At 35.2% G+C, this 17,254-nt stretch carries 12 protein-coding genes; 3 read left to right on the plus strand and 9 right to left on the minus strand.

The annotated features are described in order from the left end of the window. Nucleotides 1–106: 106 nt before the first annotated feature. Nucleotides 107–2,893 carry an insulinase family protein gene (locus PBV87_RS20250; protein WP_271013516.1) on the minus strand — a complete coding sequence of 929 codons (2,787 nt, stop codon included), beginning with the start codon at nucleotides 2,891–2,893 and terminating at the stop codon, nucleotides 107–109. A 131-nt stretch (nucleotides 2,894–3,024) separates the two neighbouring features. Between PBV87_RS20250 and PBV87_RS20255 the strand changes: the two genes are divergently transcribed. The 3 genes from PBV87_RS20255 (at nucleotide 3,025) to PBV87_RS20265 (ending at nucleotide 6,387) form a co-directional block, all read left to right on the plus strand. Then, complete coding sequence (locus tag PBV87_RS20255) at nucleotides 3,025–3,891, plus strand: aldose 1-epimerase family protein (RefSeq protein ID WP_271013517.1); 867 nt, start codon at nucleotides 3,025–3,027, stop codon at nucleotides 3,889–3,891. Between the two features lie 108 nt (nucleotides 3,892–3,999). Continuing rightward, on the plus strand, nucleotides 4,000–5,316 hold the full coding sequence (locus tag PBV87_RS20260) for a peptidoglycan-binding domain-containing protein (RefSeq protein ID WP_271013518.1): 1,317 nt from the start codon (nucleotides 4,000–4,002) through the stop codon (nucleotides 5,314–5,316). Between the two features lie 93 nt (nucleotides 5,317–5,409). Next, the gene (locus tag PBV87_RS20265) at nucleotides 5,410–6,387 is read left to right on the plus strand and encodes a nucleoid-associated protein (RefSeq protein ID WP_053985461.1); all 978 of its coding nucleotides are present in this window, start codon (nucleotides 5,410–5,412) and stop codon (nucleotides 6,385–6,387) included. Nucleotides 6,388–6,499: 112 nt separating this feature from the next. On the opposite strand, the gene PBV87_RS20270 is transcribed toward PBV87_RS20265, so the two are convergent. The 8 genes from PBV87_RS20270 to PBV87_RS20305 all read right to left on the minus strand — a co-directional run bounded on the left by PBV87_RS20270 (nucleotide 6,500) and on the right by PBV87_RS20305 (nucleotide 17,234). Further along, the gene (locus tag PBV87_RS20270; protein ID WP_271013519.1) at nucleotides 6,500–7,852 is read right to left on the minus strand and encodes an ABC transporter permease; all 1,353 of its coding nucleotides are present in this window, start codon (nucleotides 7,850–7,852) and stop codon (nucleotides 6,500–6,502) included. Next, on the minus strand, nucleotides 7,842–10,196 hold the full coding sequence (locus PBV87_RS20275) for a COG1361 S-layer family protein (protein WP_271013520.1): 2,355 nt from the start codon (nucleotides 10,194–10,196) through the stop codon (nucleotides 7,842–7,844). Before PBV87_RS20275 ends, PBV87_RS20270 begins: the two co-directional genes overlap by 11 nt. Further along, complete coding sequence (locus PBV87_RS20280; protein WP_271013590.1) at nucleotides 10,180–10,860, minus strand: ABC transporter ATP-binding protein; 681 nt, start codon at nucleotides 10,858–10,860, stop codon at nucleotides 10,180–10,182. Before PBV87_RS20280 ends, PBV87_RS20275 begins: the two co-directional genes overlap by 17 nt. A gap of 69 nt (nucleotides 10,861–10,929) precedes the next feature. Then, entirely contained in the window at nucleotides 10,930–11,070 is a 141-nt protein-coding gene (locus PBV87_RS20285; RefSeq protein WP_271013521.1) for a hypothetical protein, read from the minus strand. A 15-nt stretch (nucleotides 11,071–11,085) separates the two neighbouring features. Beyond that, nucleotides 11,086–12,822: a S8 family peptidase gene (locus PBV87_RS20290; protein ID WP_271013522.1), complete on the minus strand. Its 1,737-nt coding sequence runs from the start codon at nucleotides 12,820–12,822 to the stop codon at nucleotides 11,086–11,088. Nucleotides 12,823–12,836: 14 nt separating this feature from the next. Then, entirely contained in the window at nucleotides 12,837–14,618 is a 1,782-nt protein-coding gene (locus tag PBV87_RS20295) for a S8 family serine peptidase (RefSeq protein ID WP_271013523.1), read from the minus strand. An 11-nt stretch (nucleotides 14,619–14,629) separates the two neighbouring features. Next, entirely contained in the window at nucleotides 14,630–16,294 is a 1,665-nt protein-coding gene (locus tag PBV87_RS20300; RefSeq protein WP_271013524.1) for a S8 family peptidase, read from the minus strand. Between the two features lie 97 nt (nucleotides 16,295–16,391). Beyond that, nucleotides 16,392–17,234: an alpha/beta hydrolase gene (locus tag PBV87_RS20305; protein WP_271013525.1), complete on the minus strand. Its 843-nt coding sequence runs from the start codon at nucleotides 17,232–17,234 to the stop codon at nucleotides 16,392–16,394. Nucleotides 17,235–17,254: the final 20 nt, after the last annotated feature.

The raw sequence follows: 17,254 nt of genomic DNA on the forward strand, positions 1-17,254 counted from the left end.
TTTTACTCCCTTCTATTATAGCTAATTGAGAACAAAATTCAATATAAAAGTTCAGAATCTTTATCATTCTGAACTTTTATGTCTTGTTATTCTGTCTCTTTTATGTCTATTTCTCTCTATATATATTCATTTGTTTTTGCGCTTGAATTTGTTTATTTCCTGTACAAATCCCTAATTGTCCATTACCTAATAAATATGGTAATAAGCTTAATTTTTCATCTAAATCTTTTTGGCTTGTATCAAGAATTTCTCGTTGAATTTTTAATAAAGATTCAGGTTTTATTCCTCTTAAGATACAACTTTCTATAAAGCTGCCTTTCTCAAATGCATTTCCTACTAGATTCATTTGACGTTGGTACTCTGCTAGTGCATCCAGCTTAGCTACTTCTAGGGCTTCTTTATTTAGATTTTCACGCAAAATACCAGGAGCTGATTGAATACCTTTAATGGATTCTAAAAAATTAGGGTCTCTATAAGTATATACAATTAAGCTACTTGGATATTTCGCAAACATACTACTTCCATATGCCCCATGCTCCGCACGTAACACTGGTCGCAAATACTGATTCGTCATATAAGAAGCCATAACATAATCCGAACCTTCTATGAGGTCTTCCTCTTTATCATAACTAAATACGACATAATCTACAGGAGTATCTTTATAGTATACGTTAATAGAAGCATATTGAGTAAAATCATAAGTTACTTGTTCAGGCCTTGCTATCTTATGTTCTTTGAAATACTCTTGAACATGAGCTAAAGTTGCCTTTTGGAATGCTTGATCACCTTGGATACCTATAAGCATTCCCTCTGAAAGTGGAAGGTTTAGTTGCTTAATTTTATCAATATAAGTTATATCTTTTGAAGTTCTAATTTTTCTAGCATAGGTATACAGCGGATAATGTTGTTCAAATAAATAGCGTTTATACCCCTTTTGCCCCGATGCATTGAGCCACTTCAAAGTTCCTAACATATCTTGTGTAAAGTTATCTTTAAATTGCCCCATAAAGTTTTGTAATTGTTCATCAAACCACTCATTATCTTTTGAAAGCAACTTTTGCCTTGCTTCTTCATAAGTAACTAATGGATCAAAATTTTTATTGCTTAATATAGTAATCTTTAAATAAGGCTCTATCCCCTCATTGCCACTTGCCACAATTTCTGCATTCATAATGGTCTCAAAAGGTGTTTTTTCAGCAGATACCTTTTTTAGAAATTGTCCATATAAGAAAAGATTCGGTAAATCTTCTTGCTTAATATGTCCTGTCGGTATATAAAATGAAGTACATTTTAATGGTCCATCATTTTTAGTCATTACATATTTAATACCATCTTTTTCTTTAATTTGATAGGGTACAGTCTTATGAACCATTAAATCTTTAAAGTTTATGTCTGGAAGTGGCAAATGTTTCGTTTCTTTTTGCCAAACTGCCATTTTCTCTAGACGTTCACTCCATTCACCTTCTAATCTTCCTTGGTCTTGTTGTATAACATCAGCTTTTTTAGGTAACAGTTTGATAGTCATAGAAGGGCTGTTTAGTAGAATTTCTCTACAGCTTTCAGGTACTTGATTTATTCTATTTATATGGGCTTTATCTGTAAAATAGTAGTCTCCAGACTTGTCATGTGCCCATGCATCTAAATAACTTTGTGCAATCTCTATTCCTCTAGTTGATGATAATTCTTCACTACATGCTACAAGTTGGTTTTTAGCAATAATATTGCGTTCTGTCTCAATATCTATTGTTTGACTCTCTAGTTCTTTTAAAACACATTCCAAAATTGCTTTAGTTGATTCTATCTTACTCTTTTCAATTTCACCTACTACAATGGAGTAAGATGGATACTTAACATAACTGTCTTTAATCACTTGTACATGTGGTATACCTTGTCTTTTGAGTTCTTTCATAAAGTAAGAATTTTCATCTACTAAATAAGCACTTACCCAAAGATCCATATCCAGCATTTCATCACTGGTCAAATCTTTTTCAATTACAAAACTTTTAATAAGATAGCTTCCACCACCATTTTGATTGAAATAAAGTGTCTTTTCTTGTTGTTCAAGTATAGGTTTAACATTTACATCTATCTGTTTATCTGATAATGGAATATCTTTAAACGCTTCATCAATCAATTCTAAAACATGATTGATTGGTAAATCTCCATATAAAACAATCATCATATTACTAGGATAATAAAAACCTTTATATGTTTCTATAAATTGTTCATAAGATAAGTCTGGTATAAAGCTTGGGTCACCACCACTATCATTAGCATAGTGTGTCCCTTCATAGAGGCCACCTCTTATTGCTCTAAACACTTGTCTATTTTTATCGTTATTTGCACCCTTCATTTCATTATATACTACCCCACCATACTGCTTCGTTGTAGGATTGTAGTGAAAAGATTCCTCATAGAAGCTCGAAGCATCTAATGTCATATTAGGATTTAATATACTATCTAAATAAATTGACATTAAGGTATCAAAACAAGCATTATGAGATGTCGCAAAAGGAAATACCGTCATATCTGAACTTGTCATAGCATTCATAAATAAATTAGGATATTTACTACTTGCATCAAAAAATAAGGTAGAAGATGGATACTTCTTGGACCCTGTAAAAATAGTATGTTCAATAATGTGATTAACCCCTGTATTATCTGTTGTAGGCGTCTTTACACCTAGTGTAAAACTTTTATTAGGATCTTTATTTTCTATCCATACTACACTTAATCCGCTAGATACATGTTTGTATTCATGAAGTGTCTCTTCTCCACATACGATTTCATTTGTAACAATAAATGCACTTGGTTTTGCACTTACTAAAATCGTACTAAACAGATAAATGATAAGTATTACATAGAGCATCCTTCTTGTATTTTTCTTTGGCATGTCATTCATCTCCTTCTAGTATACTTCATAGCTTATGCAACTTTTTGGCATTCATACTCCTCATTTCACACTAGCGAATCCTATAAGAATATACTATAATGCTAATAAAGACTTTTTAAGGATGTGATATCGTGAACTTTCGTATACAAAATGACTATTTAACTGCCATCATCAAAGATGCTGGTGCTGAGCTTACTGAGCTTATTGATCAAGATCATGTACAATATATTTGGACTGCTGATCCTACATATTGGGGCAGACATACCCCTATACTTTTCCCTTTAGTTGGAAAAGTAACTAACAATAAATATACTGTAGAAGGTAATGAATTTACAGTTGGACAACATGGTTTTGCACGTGACCTTGTATTTGACGTAGATCACCAAACTACTTCAGCAATTACTTTTGTTCTTCGTAGTGATGAAAAAACTAAAACACTTTTCCCATTTAATTTCACTTTAAAAGTAACTTATACGCTGGAATATAAAACATTATCTATTGGCTATGAAGTAATTAATGAAGATACTAAAGAAATGTTCTTCAAAATCGGTGCACACCCTGGCTTTAGATGTCCACTTTTTGAAGACGAAACAATGGAAGACTACACCATTACCTTTGATAAAGAAGAAGAAGTCACTTTCATGCCCCTTACACCTGAAGGCTATTTCAAAAGAGATGTACAAAAATGTGTGACTACTCCACTTGAACTTTCTACAGAACTTTTTGCAAAGGATGCCCTTGTTTATGGGGACTATACAAGTAAATATGTAACCTTAGCAAGTAAGAAACATAATAAACAAATTGAAGTTGGTTTTGATGGCTTCCCATTCTTAGGGATTTGGTCACCACTTTCACCTTCACCATTTGTATGTATTGAACCATGGTATGGCCATGCAGACTTTGAAGATGAAACAAGTGAACTCAGTACAAAATCAGATTTAAATCATCTTATGCCTCATAAAACTTTTACATGTACCCATACAATTACTATCAAATAAGGACAGCTTTTGGCTGTCCTTATTTTTGTCTTTATTCATAGTTTTATAAAATGCTGTCATATATTATAGGTAGTAACCCTTATGCTTTTTATTGAAGGAGGTATAAAGATGAGAAATTTTCGTTACCCCCCCATCATGTCGAGACAATCTACTGGTACTTTAGTTGTAGATGTTACAACTGATCCTACACTAACTGCTTTACGTCCTATATCAGATGTGCCAGTTACTATTAAACAACAAACTTCAACAGGTGAACGTATTATTGCACAGCTAAAGACAAATGCTAATGGCCAAACACCTCCATTATCGCTTAATGCACCCTCCGAAGAACTTACGCAGTCGCCTCAAACCATTGAGACACCATTTTCGTCTTTTATTGTTGAAGTGAATGCACCAGAATATATTTCTACAGTCGTAAATGGTACTCAGATTTTTGCTAATATCCGTTCTATTCAACCTATTCAACTCATTAGTAGTGAACAACCTATTCTCTTTACAGCAAACCGTTCAAAGTATATGAGGCAACAAACTGATGAAATCACCATTGGTCCACCTACACTATACGGTGACTATCCACCTAAGATCCCAGAATCCTCTATCAAAGATACTTCGTCTCCCGGATTTGTTGTACTACCTGAAGTTGTTGTGCCTGAATTCGTTATCGTCCATACAGGTACACCAAGTAACAATAGTGCGCCTAACTACTCCGTTCTCTTTAAAGATTATATCAAGAACGTCGCTTCATCTGAGATTTATCCAACTTGGCCACTAGAAACGATCCGTGCCAATGTTGTTGCAATTATATCTTTTACGCTCAATCGTGTTTATACAGAATGGTATAGAAATCAAGGGAAGAATTTTACGATTACAAACTCAACTGCTTTTGACCATGCCTTCTTCTATGGGCGAGATATTTTTGATACCATCTCACTTCAAGTTGACCGTATTTTTGATACCTATGTAAAACGTCCAGGTGTAGAGCAACCTCTCCTGACACAGTATTGTGATGGCGCAAAATCCACCTGTCCAAACTGGATGACCCAATGGGGTAGTAAAGCACTTGGTGATGAAGGTAGAAGTTATGAGGAAATCTTACGTTATTATTATGGTTCAGATATTACATTCCCACAAGCACCTGTTGTATCTGGTGTACCTGAATCTTATCCTGGTACACCTCTTAGACTAGGTGATAGTGGCCCAGCAGTACGTACGATTCAAGAGCAACTTAACCGTATTTCTAATAACTATCCACTTATTCCCAAAGTACGTACAACAGGTAATTTTGATGAGGCAACACAAGAAGCAGTTAAGACCTTCCAACAGATTTTCCATCTCAATCCAGATGGCATTGTAGGTAAGGATACTTGGTATAAAATCTCTCAAATTTACGTAGCTGTTACTAAAATCGCTGAACTTATGCCTTAAAAAGCTCCCTTCCAGTACGCTGGAAGGGTTTACTTTTATCTCAAAGTTTAGCATAATAGAGTGTATGACAATTTAGAAGGGGTAGTAAAATTTATGAGTATATTATTTGATCAAACGATTATTCATCTTTTAGACCTTGGCCACGGAGTACCTATTATGTCCTCTAAACCGCTTGTACTTAAAGATGAAATTGAAGCTTATATTACAACTTACTTAACAGACTTATTTGATAGCCATAGTGTTTCTCATGCTATTTTTGAAGAAACTTCATCTTGGGCTGAAACTATTCGTGCAGGCATTCCAGACTTCTATACTTTTTCTTGTGAACTGGCAGGACAATTTTATGCCTATATGCAGACTTTAGAAAACATTCCTAATGGAGATTTGATTGTTACAAAGTTTAAACGTGATCAAATTCCTTATATTGCTTTCTTTAAGCTGAATTACAAAGAAGCCTATACTCACGTTGTGGATCAAGATGGGACAGGTCCAGTTAACCAAATTATCAAGCATAAAACCATTTTCCCTGAGACTTCAAGCAAAATCCAAGAAGCTGCTATTATTAATTTAGAAACTTGTGAAATTCTTCTACTAGATGGACATAAAGAACACTATCTACACAACTTACTTGGTACAACCACTTCTCTTTCTACAAAACAAAAAATTAAGATTGTAGAACAAGTGATTACAGGCGCTATTGAAGAAAACTTTGATAATAAATTAGAGGCCCTTTCTTTTGCTAAGACAAACATTGCAAAAAGTATTGACCATACAAGTACCATTCGTGTTAACGATGTCTTAGATGAAACTTTTGCTGACCATGAACCTATTAAAGAAGCCTGTCGTGCTGTTTTTGAAGAACAAGGGATCACAGAAGAAGCAATTGAAATTCCTCATGCTGAAAAAGTAGGTAAGAAATATACTTCACATAAAATTAAAACTAATACTGGGATTGAGCTTAAATTACCAACTGAAATGCTCAACGATCCAGATAAAATCGAATTTATCAACAATGTAGATGGTACACTTTCTATCATTCTCAAAAATATTGGTTCCGTTATTAATAAATAAAACATAAAAGGAGTAGTTACATTTTATTTTGTAACTACTCCTTTTATATATAATAACTTTATCTACCTCTACTTTAAGTCTCTTCTTTTTTAAGAATCATGACCTTAATCAATTATTCTGTACGAATAGCTGATAGTGCTGAAAGTCCCATAGCACGTCTTGCTGGGAAGTATCCTGAAATCAGTCCTATAATCGTTGAGAAGATTAAAGCTGCTAATGCTAACCATGGTGGAATAATGGATACATTCGTTCCTCCACTTCCTAGCATTGAGAACATTTCTCCCGCAATTTGTGGACCAAACTTATTGAGTAAGTAGGATAATCCATAGGAAAAGGCTACCCCGACTGCACCTCCAATAGCTCCAATTAAAAGGGCTTCTACTAAGAACATTTTCTTAATATCTGTAAGCTTGGCACCAATAACTTTCATAACACCAATTTCTTTTGTACGTTCATAAATAGACATCATCATTGTATTGGTAATACCAATAGCTGCTACTACTAATGAAATCGCACCAATACCACCTAGCATCACTTGAATACTATTTGAAGCCTTTTTCATCTCTTCTAAGTATTCCATTGGACTATAAGCGCGATAACCTGCATCATTTAAAGCTTGTTGAACGCTTAAAACATGATCTTCATCAATAACTTTTACACGTACATTACGATACTTATTTCCATCATCATAACGACCATTGCCTTGTTCGCCATAAAGCTTTTTCTGATACTTTTCTTGTTCTTCTTTCAACTTATCAAATAATTCTACTGGAATAATACAAGAATAGTTGTTTTCCCAGTCTTCATCTGGGAACATTCCCATTACAGTAACTCTGGCTGCCTTTGGTACTTCTATTTGATTACCATCTTGATCACTTGCAGGTTCATTGGTATCCCAAGCATACTCACCAATATCTACTTTGAGTACATCTTCACCTACTTCAAACTCCATTGGAGGTGGTGGATTACGCCAGTTAATCTCTTGACCCTTTTTAACAAATTCTCTGCAAAGTTCTTTCCCAAGTAAGATTGCATTGGTATCAGTAGGCCCAAAGAGTGTACCTTCACCTACTTTATAACCTAAAATCTGCATTTCTTCTGCTGAAAGTCCACGTACTTCAACTTGCCAGCTTGTACGATACTTTCCAAACTCTAGATAGGCATTAATACTTCTAATAGGAATAGCCATTTGTACGCCTTCTATTTTTTCCATAGCTTCTAATGCTTTATCATCTAGCTTAGGGGCGTTAGGATCCTCCCAGTTATTTGGAGAAACCTCTATTAAAGTTAACGATTGCATATTTTGCATTTGCTCTTTAAAGTTGCTATCCATTGCAATCCCTAGAGAAAGCATAAGGATAATGGAACTTGCACCAATAACAACACCTAATATGGTGAGGAAGGTACGAAGTTTACGCCGCCATAAACTTCGTACGCTCATCATAATTAAATCATTAATCCTCATCTAAATCCATCTCTTCTAATTTGCGTTGGCGTTTTTTCATCACAAATGCTGTGATACCTGCGGCAATTCCCATACCAAGTATCATACCAAGTATTGTTGGCCATTTTGCTGGCTTTTCATCTTCCATAGGAGGCATCATATCATCTGGCATAGGATTAAAGTCGTCTGGTGGCATCATACTCTCCATAACATCCATTTGGAAGTCATGGGTATAGGTTTGAATTTGACCTGTTACATCTTCATATTCAATTTGGATTTGTCCTGTTAAGGCCCCACCTTGAAGTGGAATAATTGTTGGGTTATATGTTTTTGAATTTCCTTTATCAAGTTGTCCAATAATCAAGCTGTTATCTTGTACTTCAAAACCTTCACCAATAGTTTTAATACGTACATTACTAATACTTGTTTTACCTGTATTGTAGATGGTTGCGGTAAGCTCTGCTGGCATACCTACTTCTACTGTTTCCACTTGCACTTCTGCTACTTCAAGTTTTGTCACTTGCTCAACTGGAATACCAAAATGTTCTGTTGCTGTAATGGCTTCGCCATTGGCATCTTCATATTCCATTTCAAGTGTAATATCATAAGTCTTTGGTTTTGCACTTGGAATGGTATAAAGACGAATATTCTTCACATCCATTTGACCTGGAGTAAGTTCACTAATAAAGAATGTATTACTTGCATTAACAGGTGTGAAAACGCTACCTGTATCATTTTCACCTTGTTCTTTAACAGTTAAGTTAGCTTTTAAATTTTTAACTGTTTTATCTTGGTGTGTATTAAGGAAACCAATTTCGAGTTCAAATTCTTCTCCAGCTTTTACAACCACTGGATTAGAGCTATAGGTTCCAACAATAACTTTTGGTTTACCTTTGCCTTTTTCTTCTTCAGTTTCTTCTTTATTGTCAATAGATACTGTCGCATATTGTTTGATCGCTACTTCTTTTCCATTTAAAGTGTATTCTGCAATAATTTCAATTGGATAAGTACCTGTTGTTACACTTTGTGTTGCTACAAAGTCTACAATATAGCTTTTTGTTTGACCTTTTGTAAATTTAGGTTCAATAAACATACTTTTTGACTTTGAAACAATACCGTCTGTACTCTTGACACTGAGTTTAACATTTTTTGCTTCATCAGGTGCTGTTACCTTAAATCCAACTGTAAACACATCTCCAATTTGCTTAATACCTTGTGGTTCTGCTGTTGTTGAAAGTTCTAATTCTTTTTGAGCTACGCTACCTTTAGTGCTTAAATATACAACTTGACTACTTGTTTGTGTCTCACCTAAATCATCTATGTAACTTAATTTCATTTCCACTGGTAAGTTAAAACTTGTTGTATCCCCTACAATTAAACTTACAGGGATCGTTTGTGTCTTACCACTATCAATGTTTTCTACGTATTTTACATTACTGCCATCTGCTACAAATACTTTTTCGTTTGGAACAATTTCAAGCTTAACATTTTTAGCCGCAACATGTCCTACATTTTTGATGGCTACCTGAATACTTTTTGCTACATTTTGCTCAAATGCAGAGGTATTGCTTACAGATACTTCAAGTGAAGGTGGCATAAAGTTACTATCGACTTTAAGTTTAACTGTATGCTCTTTACCATCAATATCTACGATCATCTCATGGATACCACGTGCTACATCTTTATCAATGTCTACTGTAATATAGTAATCTTTTGTAGCACCTTTATCCATTGCTGAAAGTGTCATCTCTTTTTTCTTTAAAGCAATACCTTTAGCTGAAGTTGAGTCCTTAATTTTTAACTTCATTTTACTTTCTTTAACATTAGATTTACTATCATTTTTAACTGTTAAAATGATTTGCTGGCTTTCTCCTGCGACTACATTAATTGTACTTTGAGCTAAAGTAAGCCCATCTGCTCCACTAATAGCTGAACTCGCATTAGTTAAAGGAATCTCTACTGTTGCTGGACCATTTTTCATTCCTTCATAACCAATCTCTACTTTAACACTCTTCCCATTACCATTGTATACTAAGTCCATGATAATGATTGTACCATCTCCGTTAATCTGAACTGTATTTTTATCTACACTTTGGCTTGTGCTACCTGATAGTTCAATATATTGAATGAATTCTCTAAGTTCTTTGTTTGTATTTACACTTTTTGCTGTAATAAATAGATTAAACTTATCGCCTTTTTCTAATGTTTTTGTTACCTCATTTGCTGTCAGTGTTAAAGATGGGTCTGTTTGTTGATCACCTGGGTTTGCTTCTATTGCCCATACATTCCCTCCTATTGGATAGACACAGGATGAAGCGATAATCCCTGCCATCAATAAGCTTGCAAATTTACTCTTTCCTTTCATAGATAACTTCCCTCTCATTCTCTTTTTTCAATTCTATTTTATGTATGTTACCATCAATTACAGTAATAATACGATCTGCATAATCTGCAATTTCAGGGTCATGAGATACAATAATCAGTGTTTGATTATATTTCTTAGCCATATCTCTAATCATATCCATTACTTCAAGTGTTGTATGTGTATCTAAGTTTCCTGTTGGCTCATCAGCAAATAATATTTTAGGACGATTAACAAATGCCCTTGCAATACTTACCCTTTGCTGTTGTCCCCCACTCATTTCTTTTGGTTTATGATGAAGACGTTTTTCTAGTCCAACTGCTTTTAGCATTTCTTTAGCTCGCTTGTCCCTCTTAACTTTAGGCATACCTTGAAAAATAAGGGGTAATGATACATTTTCTAGTGCTGTTAAAGATGGTATCAGATTGTAGGACTGAAAAACAAACCCTATGTACTTTTGCCTAAATGTTGCAAGTTGCGTTTCATTAAGCATCTCTACGCGCTTATTTTTTATTTTTATAGTACCACGCGTTGGCTTTTCAAGACCTGCCAACATATTGAGTAATGTCGACTTTCCTGAACCTGATGTTCCAAACAAACAACAGATTTCCCCTTCTTCTATCTCAAGGTCTAGATTATCTAAGGCTACAATCTTTTCTTTTCCCATACGGTAGACTTTGCGTAAGCCTTGTACTTCTATGATTTTCCCCACTTTATCCCTCCTTCTTTAATTATTTTATGGCATAGCTACAGTATAGTACAAATACTTATTACTTTCTACAAAATGCCCAAATCTTAATCTTTCATTTTTGTAATTTGAAATAACTAAAAGGCCATACCTCTGTATTAGACGTATAACCTTTGCATTTGGTTTCATATTCCATTATTTTCTTTATACAAAAGATGATCTTCTTGCTATATCTAAACTATTTTTTAAACAAAGTTTCCCATACCCCCAACTAGGATCAGGAAAACTTACGCCTTCCACATCTCTATTAGCCCCCCGTAACAAGTAAGTCCGTATACTTTCCCCATATAAAAATGGATTATTATTATTTATAATGCCCCATTCCATCATTAAAGCTACTGCACCTGTTACATGAGGCGTAGCCATACTTGTTCCCGATAGTGCTTGATATCCCCCTGTGTAACTTGCTGCCGTTATATTCACCCCAGGTGCTACGATATCAGGCTTTATCTGAACAGGTGATCTTGTATAACCTCTCCCTGAAAATGGAGCAATTTGATTTTTCACACTGTCATATGCACCTACTGTTATCACATAGTTTGCTGTAGAAGGTGTAGTCAATGTACGGTCTGGTGTATTACTTAAAAAGAATGTCTCATTTCCAGAAGAAGCAATTGTTTGCCCCCAAACACTGAATTCTCCATCTATAACGTTATCACCAATAATTCTCAACTGCCATATACCTGGCATAATATATCCATCTTCTAATCCCCCCATAAATACTGCAAATTCTATATTACCATTAAGTGGGGATGGCCCTGCAAAGGCTGGATATACTCTACTATTTCCTAGCACATATCTTTTAACTGGTGTTGAATAAGAAATACGTGGTGTACTTTTCCCATCAGGTCCAATAAGTTGAAAAGATAATTGATCTACAGAGTTTTGCCATACAGAAAAATTATAAGTTCTTTTATTGGGACCCATTTGAAAACTAATGGTTTGAATTTCCCCTTGTTGCACTTTTCCACCTACATGATTGCGTGAAAGACCTTCATTTCCTGATCCAACTGCAATATTATTTTTCCATTCTTGTGCCGCATCATTTAAATAGATTTCTATAAGCGAAGTTCCATTATGAGGCCCTTCATTCATGCCAAGGCTTAAATTAATTGCAATAGGTTTATTTAACTGTCTAGCTTTCTCAATCACATAACGAATGCCTAACATAATATCTGCTGTACGTACTAAGTTGGTGACTGATGGGTTTCCTAACTTCACAATCACAAACTCAGCTTCTGGTGCTACACCTATAATGCGCCCACCTGAGCTTCTTCCATTACCGCCAGCTATTCCAGCTACATGAGTACCATGCCCTAAACTATCTTGACTAGGAACAATACGCAACCTTTCTGCTTGTGTAGGTGCCCTAAGTGCTTCATTGATACGTACTTGGCTATATTCACTACCCTCTAAATATCCTGCTGGAGGCTCTCCTTCTATTGTTTGATCCCATATACTTACTATTCTTGTTGTTCCATCATCATTACGAAAATCTGGATGGGCATAGTTAATACCCGAATCTACAATTCCAAGTAATACACCATTCCCCTTTAGCTGATAAGGTAAATTATTTTGAACTGTTGTTATGCAACTTGCTTTTAAGCTTTGTTCTAAATTATAGACAAAATCTTTTGGTGCTTCCATATATTCAATTTCTGGATAACTTAACAAAATCTTTGCTTTATCTAATGGCAATACAATAATAGCAATTTGCTCATTTATTATCTGTACTAATGCACCTACCTGGGCAGCAACTCTTTCAATATCTCCGTGATATTTTACAATGAGCCGCTGGTCTCTATTTGCTAGTAACTGGTTTCTATCTTCATCTGACATGGTAAAAAGTATGTTAAGTTCGGCATCGGTTTTCGGTTCCATAGCTATCTTCCCCCTTATTGGTTATAAATCGTTTTAAGTGCCTCTAGTACAGCACTCACACATAATATTCCATAGCCATAAGCTGGGTTGGGGTAGCTATCAAATTGTGTCGGTCTTTTCGCATATTTAATAACAAGTCCCTTTAAAGCCTCCCCATAAAGGTAACTTTGTGGATTCACACGCAACCCATATTGCATAAACAATGCATAGGCTCCGCACACAAATCCACTTGCTATACTACTGCCTGAATAAAAAGTATACTTATCTTCTGTTCCTGCCTCTGGCACCATCACATTTAATCCAGGTGCTGCCACATCTGGTTTAACTCTTTCATCTGCCGTGAATCCTCTACCAGAAGCATTTAAAATTTGTAGTGTCTTGCCATTAATGGAGGCTACACTTGTAATAAGTTCTGCTGTTGAAGGAATTGTAAGTGTTGTAAAAGGATCTGGTTCTAAAAAGCGAGCTGTCCTTATAACAGGGTTGGTTACTGTAGACCAAATATTATAACGACCATCAATAATGTTATCTCCTATAATTTGTATCGTCCATATACCTGAATCCACTGTGGCCGTTCCAAAACCTTCTAATAAAAGAACCAACGTTTGTACTTGTGCAGTAAAAGGATCTGTAGATATATTAATAAGTACTGAAGTATTACCAAATACATAAGCTACATTTCCATTCATATCTGGTATAATATCTGTTTTTTCTCCATTTGGAGCAATAATTACAAAGGACATCCCATCTACATAATTTTTATATAAATTAGATGTATAAAATCTTTGCCCAGCATCAATAGCTATCTGCACGTTTTTTATCTCACCTTGCCTAACCCTTCCACTCGTATGTCTTTCTTTATTGGCTTCATTTCCTGTACCAACTGTCATATTACTAGGCCATACTAAACTCATCTGATTCATAAAAACTTCCAAACTACTTGATCCAACATGACCACCTTCATTGAGCCCTACACCTGCCACTAAACTTAACGGCATATTGAGCCTAGTTGCCTCTGTGATAGCAAAAGCAATACCTCTCATAACATCTGCATTGGTTGGCCCTCTAAAATCTTCCAATGTAGTCCCTCTACTATTCATCTTAACAATAAGTAAATCTGCCTCCGGAGCTATACCTATGTTCTGCCCACCTGAAGCTCTCCCATTACCTGATGCTACACCTGCCACAGCTGTTCCATGTCCTAATACATCTACACTGGGCACAATTTCTAACCGCTCTATTATACTATCTTGTTGCAATGCTTCATCAATTTGCTTGTTACTATAATAGGCTCCTATAGAAAAGCCTTGTGGCGGGGTTCCCTCTATACTTTGATCCCATAATGCTAAAATACGTGTCGTTCCATCTGCATTTCTAAAATCTAGATGGCTATAGTCTATCCCCGAATCAATAACTGCAAGAAGTACACCCTTGCCTGTTACATTATAACTTTGAGGCCTATGAATACTATAAGGGGCACAAACTGCATTGGAATTTTCAATAGCAATATATTGCATCACACGTGGCAATTCAATATAAAACACACTATTCTCATTGGATAAAGCATCTATATAGTCTTTATTAATTTTAACAAAAGCAAATCGATCGCTAATTTCATTATAGCTAAAAGGTATCCTGCTATTAACTTCTGAAAGTTGTTCAAAGTACTGAACAATTACTGTCCATTCCTGTTCTAAAATATTTTGTCCTGTCACTTCCTCAAAAGCCTCTACAGAAACATATTGCTCATACAGTAAAACCAGTTGCAAAAGCGGACTAAGCTTATTAAGATTCATATGCTCCTCCTTTATACAAGTATTAAACTATTTTGAAAATCCAATTTACCATACCCCTCTATGTTATTGGGATAAACTTGATTTGGACTACGTCTCGCTCCTCTAATAAGAATGGTCTTTGCAATACGGGTATTCATCGGGAAAAAATTCTTTTTTAAAATAGCCCATTCTAGTAATAAGGCACATGCTGACGATGTTACAGCTGTAGATACACCTGTACCACTATACCTACTATATCCACCTGCTAAATTAGGTGCTAAAACATTTACTCCTGGTGCTATTAAAGTAGGCAGTATCACCATATTACGTGTTGGACCTCTACTGGACCCTGCATAAATACTCTGGTCTGTTCCATTATAAGCACCTACAATCAGACTCTCATAGGCATTCCCTGGTGTTGTAATCGTCATATTGACATCGGGTTGCAAAAACCTCGTATCTTCTCCCACGAATCCTTGTCTAGGAAGCCATACATTATAATCTCCTGCTACTACACTTTCCCCATATACTGTAATAGACCAAATCCCAAGCGTAGGATTTGAGAACCTAAAGCGTATATTTTGATCTCCTGATGTAACATCTGAAACAACATACTCTACCTCTAACCTAGCATTTTCTAATGGAAAGGTATATGCTTGAACTTGAATATTATTAACTGGAATTTTGCCTGTACTTCCTCCTAAAGGCGTGCGAACTGAAACCGTTAGCTTATCTGGAGATGTAGCCCATAAGTACATAACAAATCCTTTCTCATCTGCTCCTACATTCACTTCAAATAGACTACTTCCTCCTTGTGTAACTTTGCCACTATAGTGATGTCCTTGATTTGCTTCATTCCCACCTGATATAGTAAAAATAACATTTTCAAAAGTACTTGCAGTTTGTAAATATCTTTCTGAAACCGTATCACCGTCATGCCCACCTTGATTACTTCCTATTGCAGTGCAAATAGCAATAGGCATATTAAGATCTTTAGCTAGATTTAATAAGTAATTTACCCCTGTTAAATAATCATCATCTTGATAGGCTACTGCTCCTTCCTTAATGAGGTATATGTCTCTTAAATACTGTTTAGCAGGCTTTAACTTTACTACTGCTAATGAAGCATCTGGGGCTCCACCTACATATCCACCAGGTACACCTCTTTCATTGCCTGCTGCTATAGCTGCAAGCATGGTCCCATGTCCATTTTCATCAGTACTTGGAACAATACTTAATGGATCATTCGATTTTAAAGCTTGATTAATCTGCTCTTCTGTATAAATGGTTCCATAATCATATATGGGGCCACCTGTTCCAGGTATACTTTGATCCCAAATACTTACAATACGTGTTGTATTGTCTTCATATGTAAAGAGAGGATTTGTATATTGTATCCCTGTATCTATAAATCCTATTAATACACCCGTTCCTCTTAGTTCACCAAACGGATAATTATGGAAAGTTGAAATGTTACTTTGCTCTACAGCATCAATGGCATTTAAACCAAGCAATATGGGTAAATAGATTGAACCTATCTCTTGTTGTAATGCTTCAAATTCATTTTGTGCACTTTCTGGTACACTTAGAATAATAAGACTAGAACTTATGGGCGCAAAAATTAAATTAGGGTAGCGCTGTTTGAAATTTTCAATAGAAATAGGTGTTTCTATTAAATAATCTTTATATTCTTCCATTCATTCACCTCACCTACAAAAAAACTGCCTGCAAGCTTTAATATTAAAACTTTCAGGCAGTCTCAAGTGCTATCTCTTACTATTCATATGACAAGGTTTATTCTTTTATTATTTTTTTCATTAAGTTTTCTAGCCATTCTAACAAATCTTCTTGGATTTTTTTCACTTCATCATCTAAATCATGAAGTAAGTCATGCATACATCCTTCATATTCCTTGATTACTTTATCTTCAAACGGAATGATCTGTACAATCTCCCTATTTCTACTAATAGGAATCACATGATCTTCCGTTCCTAATAAAAAGAGACAAGGGACATGATATTCCGGTGCATGTGCTTTAGCATAATCTACACCAATACGTAAAAACTGATCCATAAAACGCATCGTTGCAAAGGAGTTACTGATTTTATCATCTTTGAACAATTCTCTATAAATCTCATTTCTTGTTGCTAAGCTTTCTCCTATACGATGAACCTTTAAGTCTCCTGCTACTAACCCAAGACTTTCATAAAAAACACCAGGGAAATTTTTCATCCCAACGGGTACACCTAAGGCTGGAGATGCTAAAATCTGTCCTTCTACTTCTTTCCCATATTTAAGTCCAAAAATAAAAGTTATCAATCCCCCCATTGAATGTCCATAAGTAATAATAGGCTTATTATAAACGCGCTTCAATGACTTGACTAAATAATGTAGATCTTCTACAAAATCAAAAAAGTCCTCTATATCTCCCTTATCTCCTTCTGAAAAGCCATTCCCTCTATGGTCAATGACACATACACCATAATTATGCTCAATCAAAAATTTCGCAAAATCTATATACCTTCCTGAGTGTTCCATAAAGCCATGTGCAATAATAATAATTGCCTTACAGCTAGAAGGAATATCCTTTCTACAAAAAATCTTTACATCATCTTTTCCATAAATATAACTTTCCATTAGGTTCATCTTTTCACCCT

This window comes from Holtiella tumoricola (genome assembly GCF_027857615.1).
In the GTDB taxonomy this organism is placed as follows: Bacteria; Bacillota; Clostridia; order Lachnospirales; family Cellulosilyticaceae; genus Holtiella; species Holtiella tumoricola.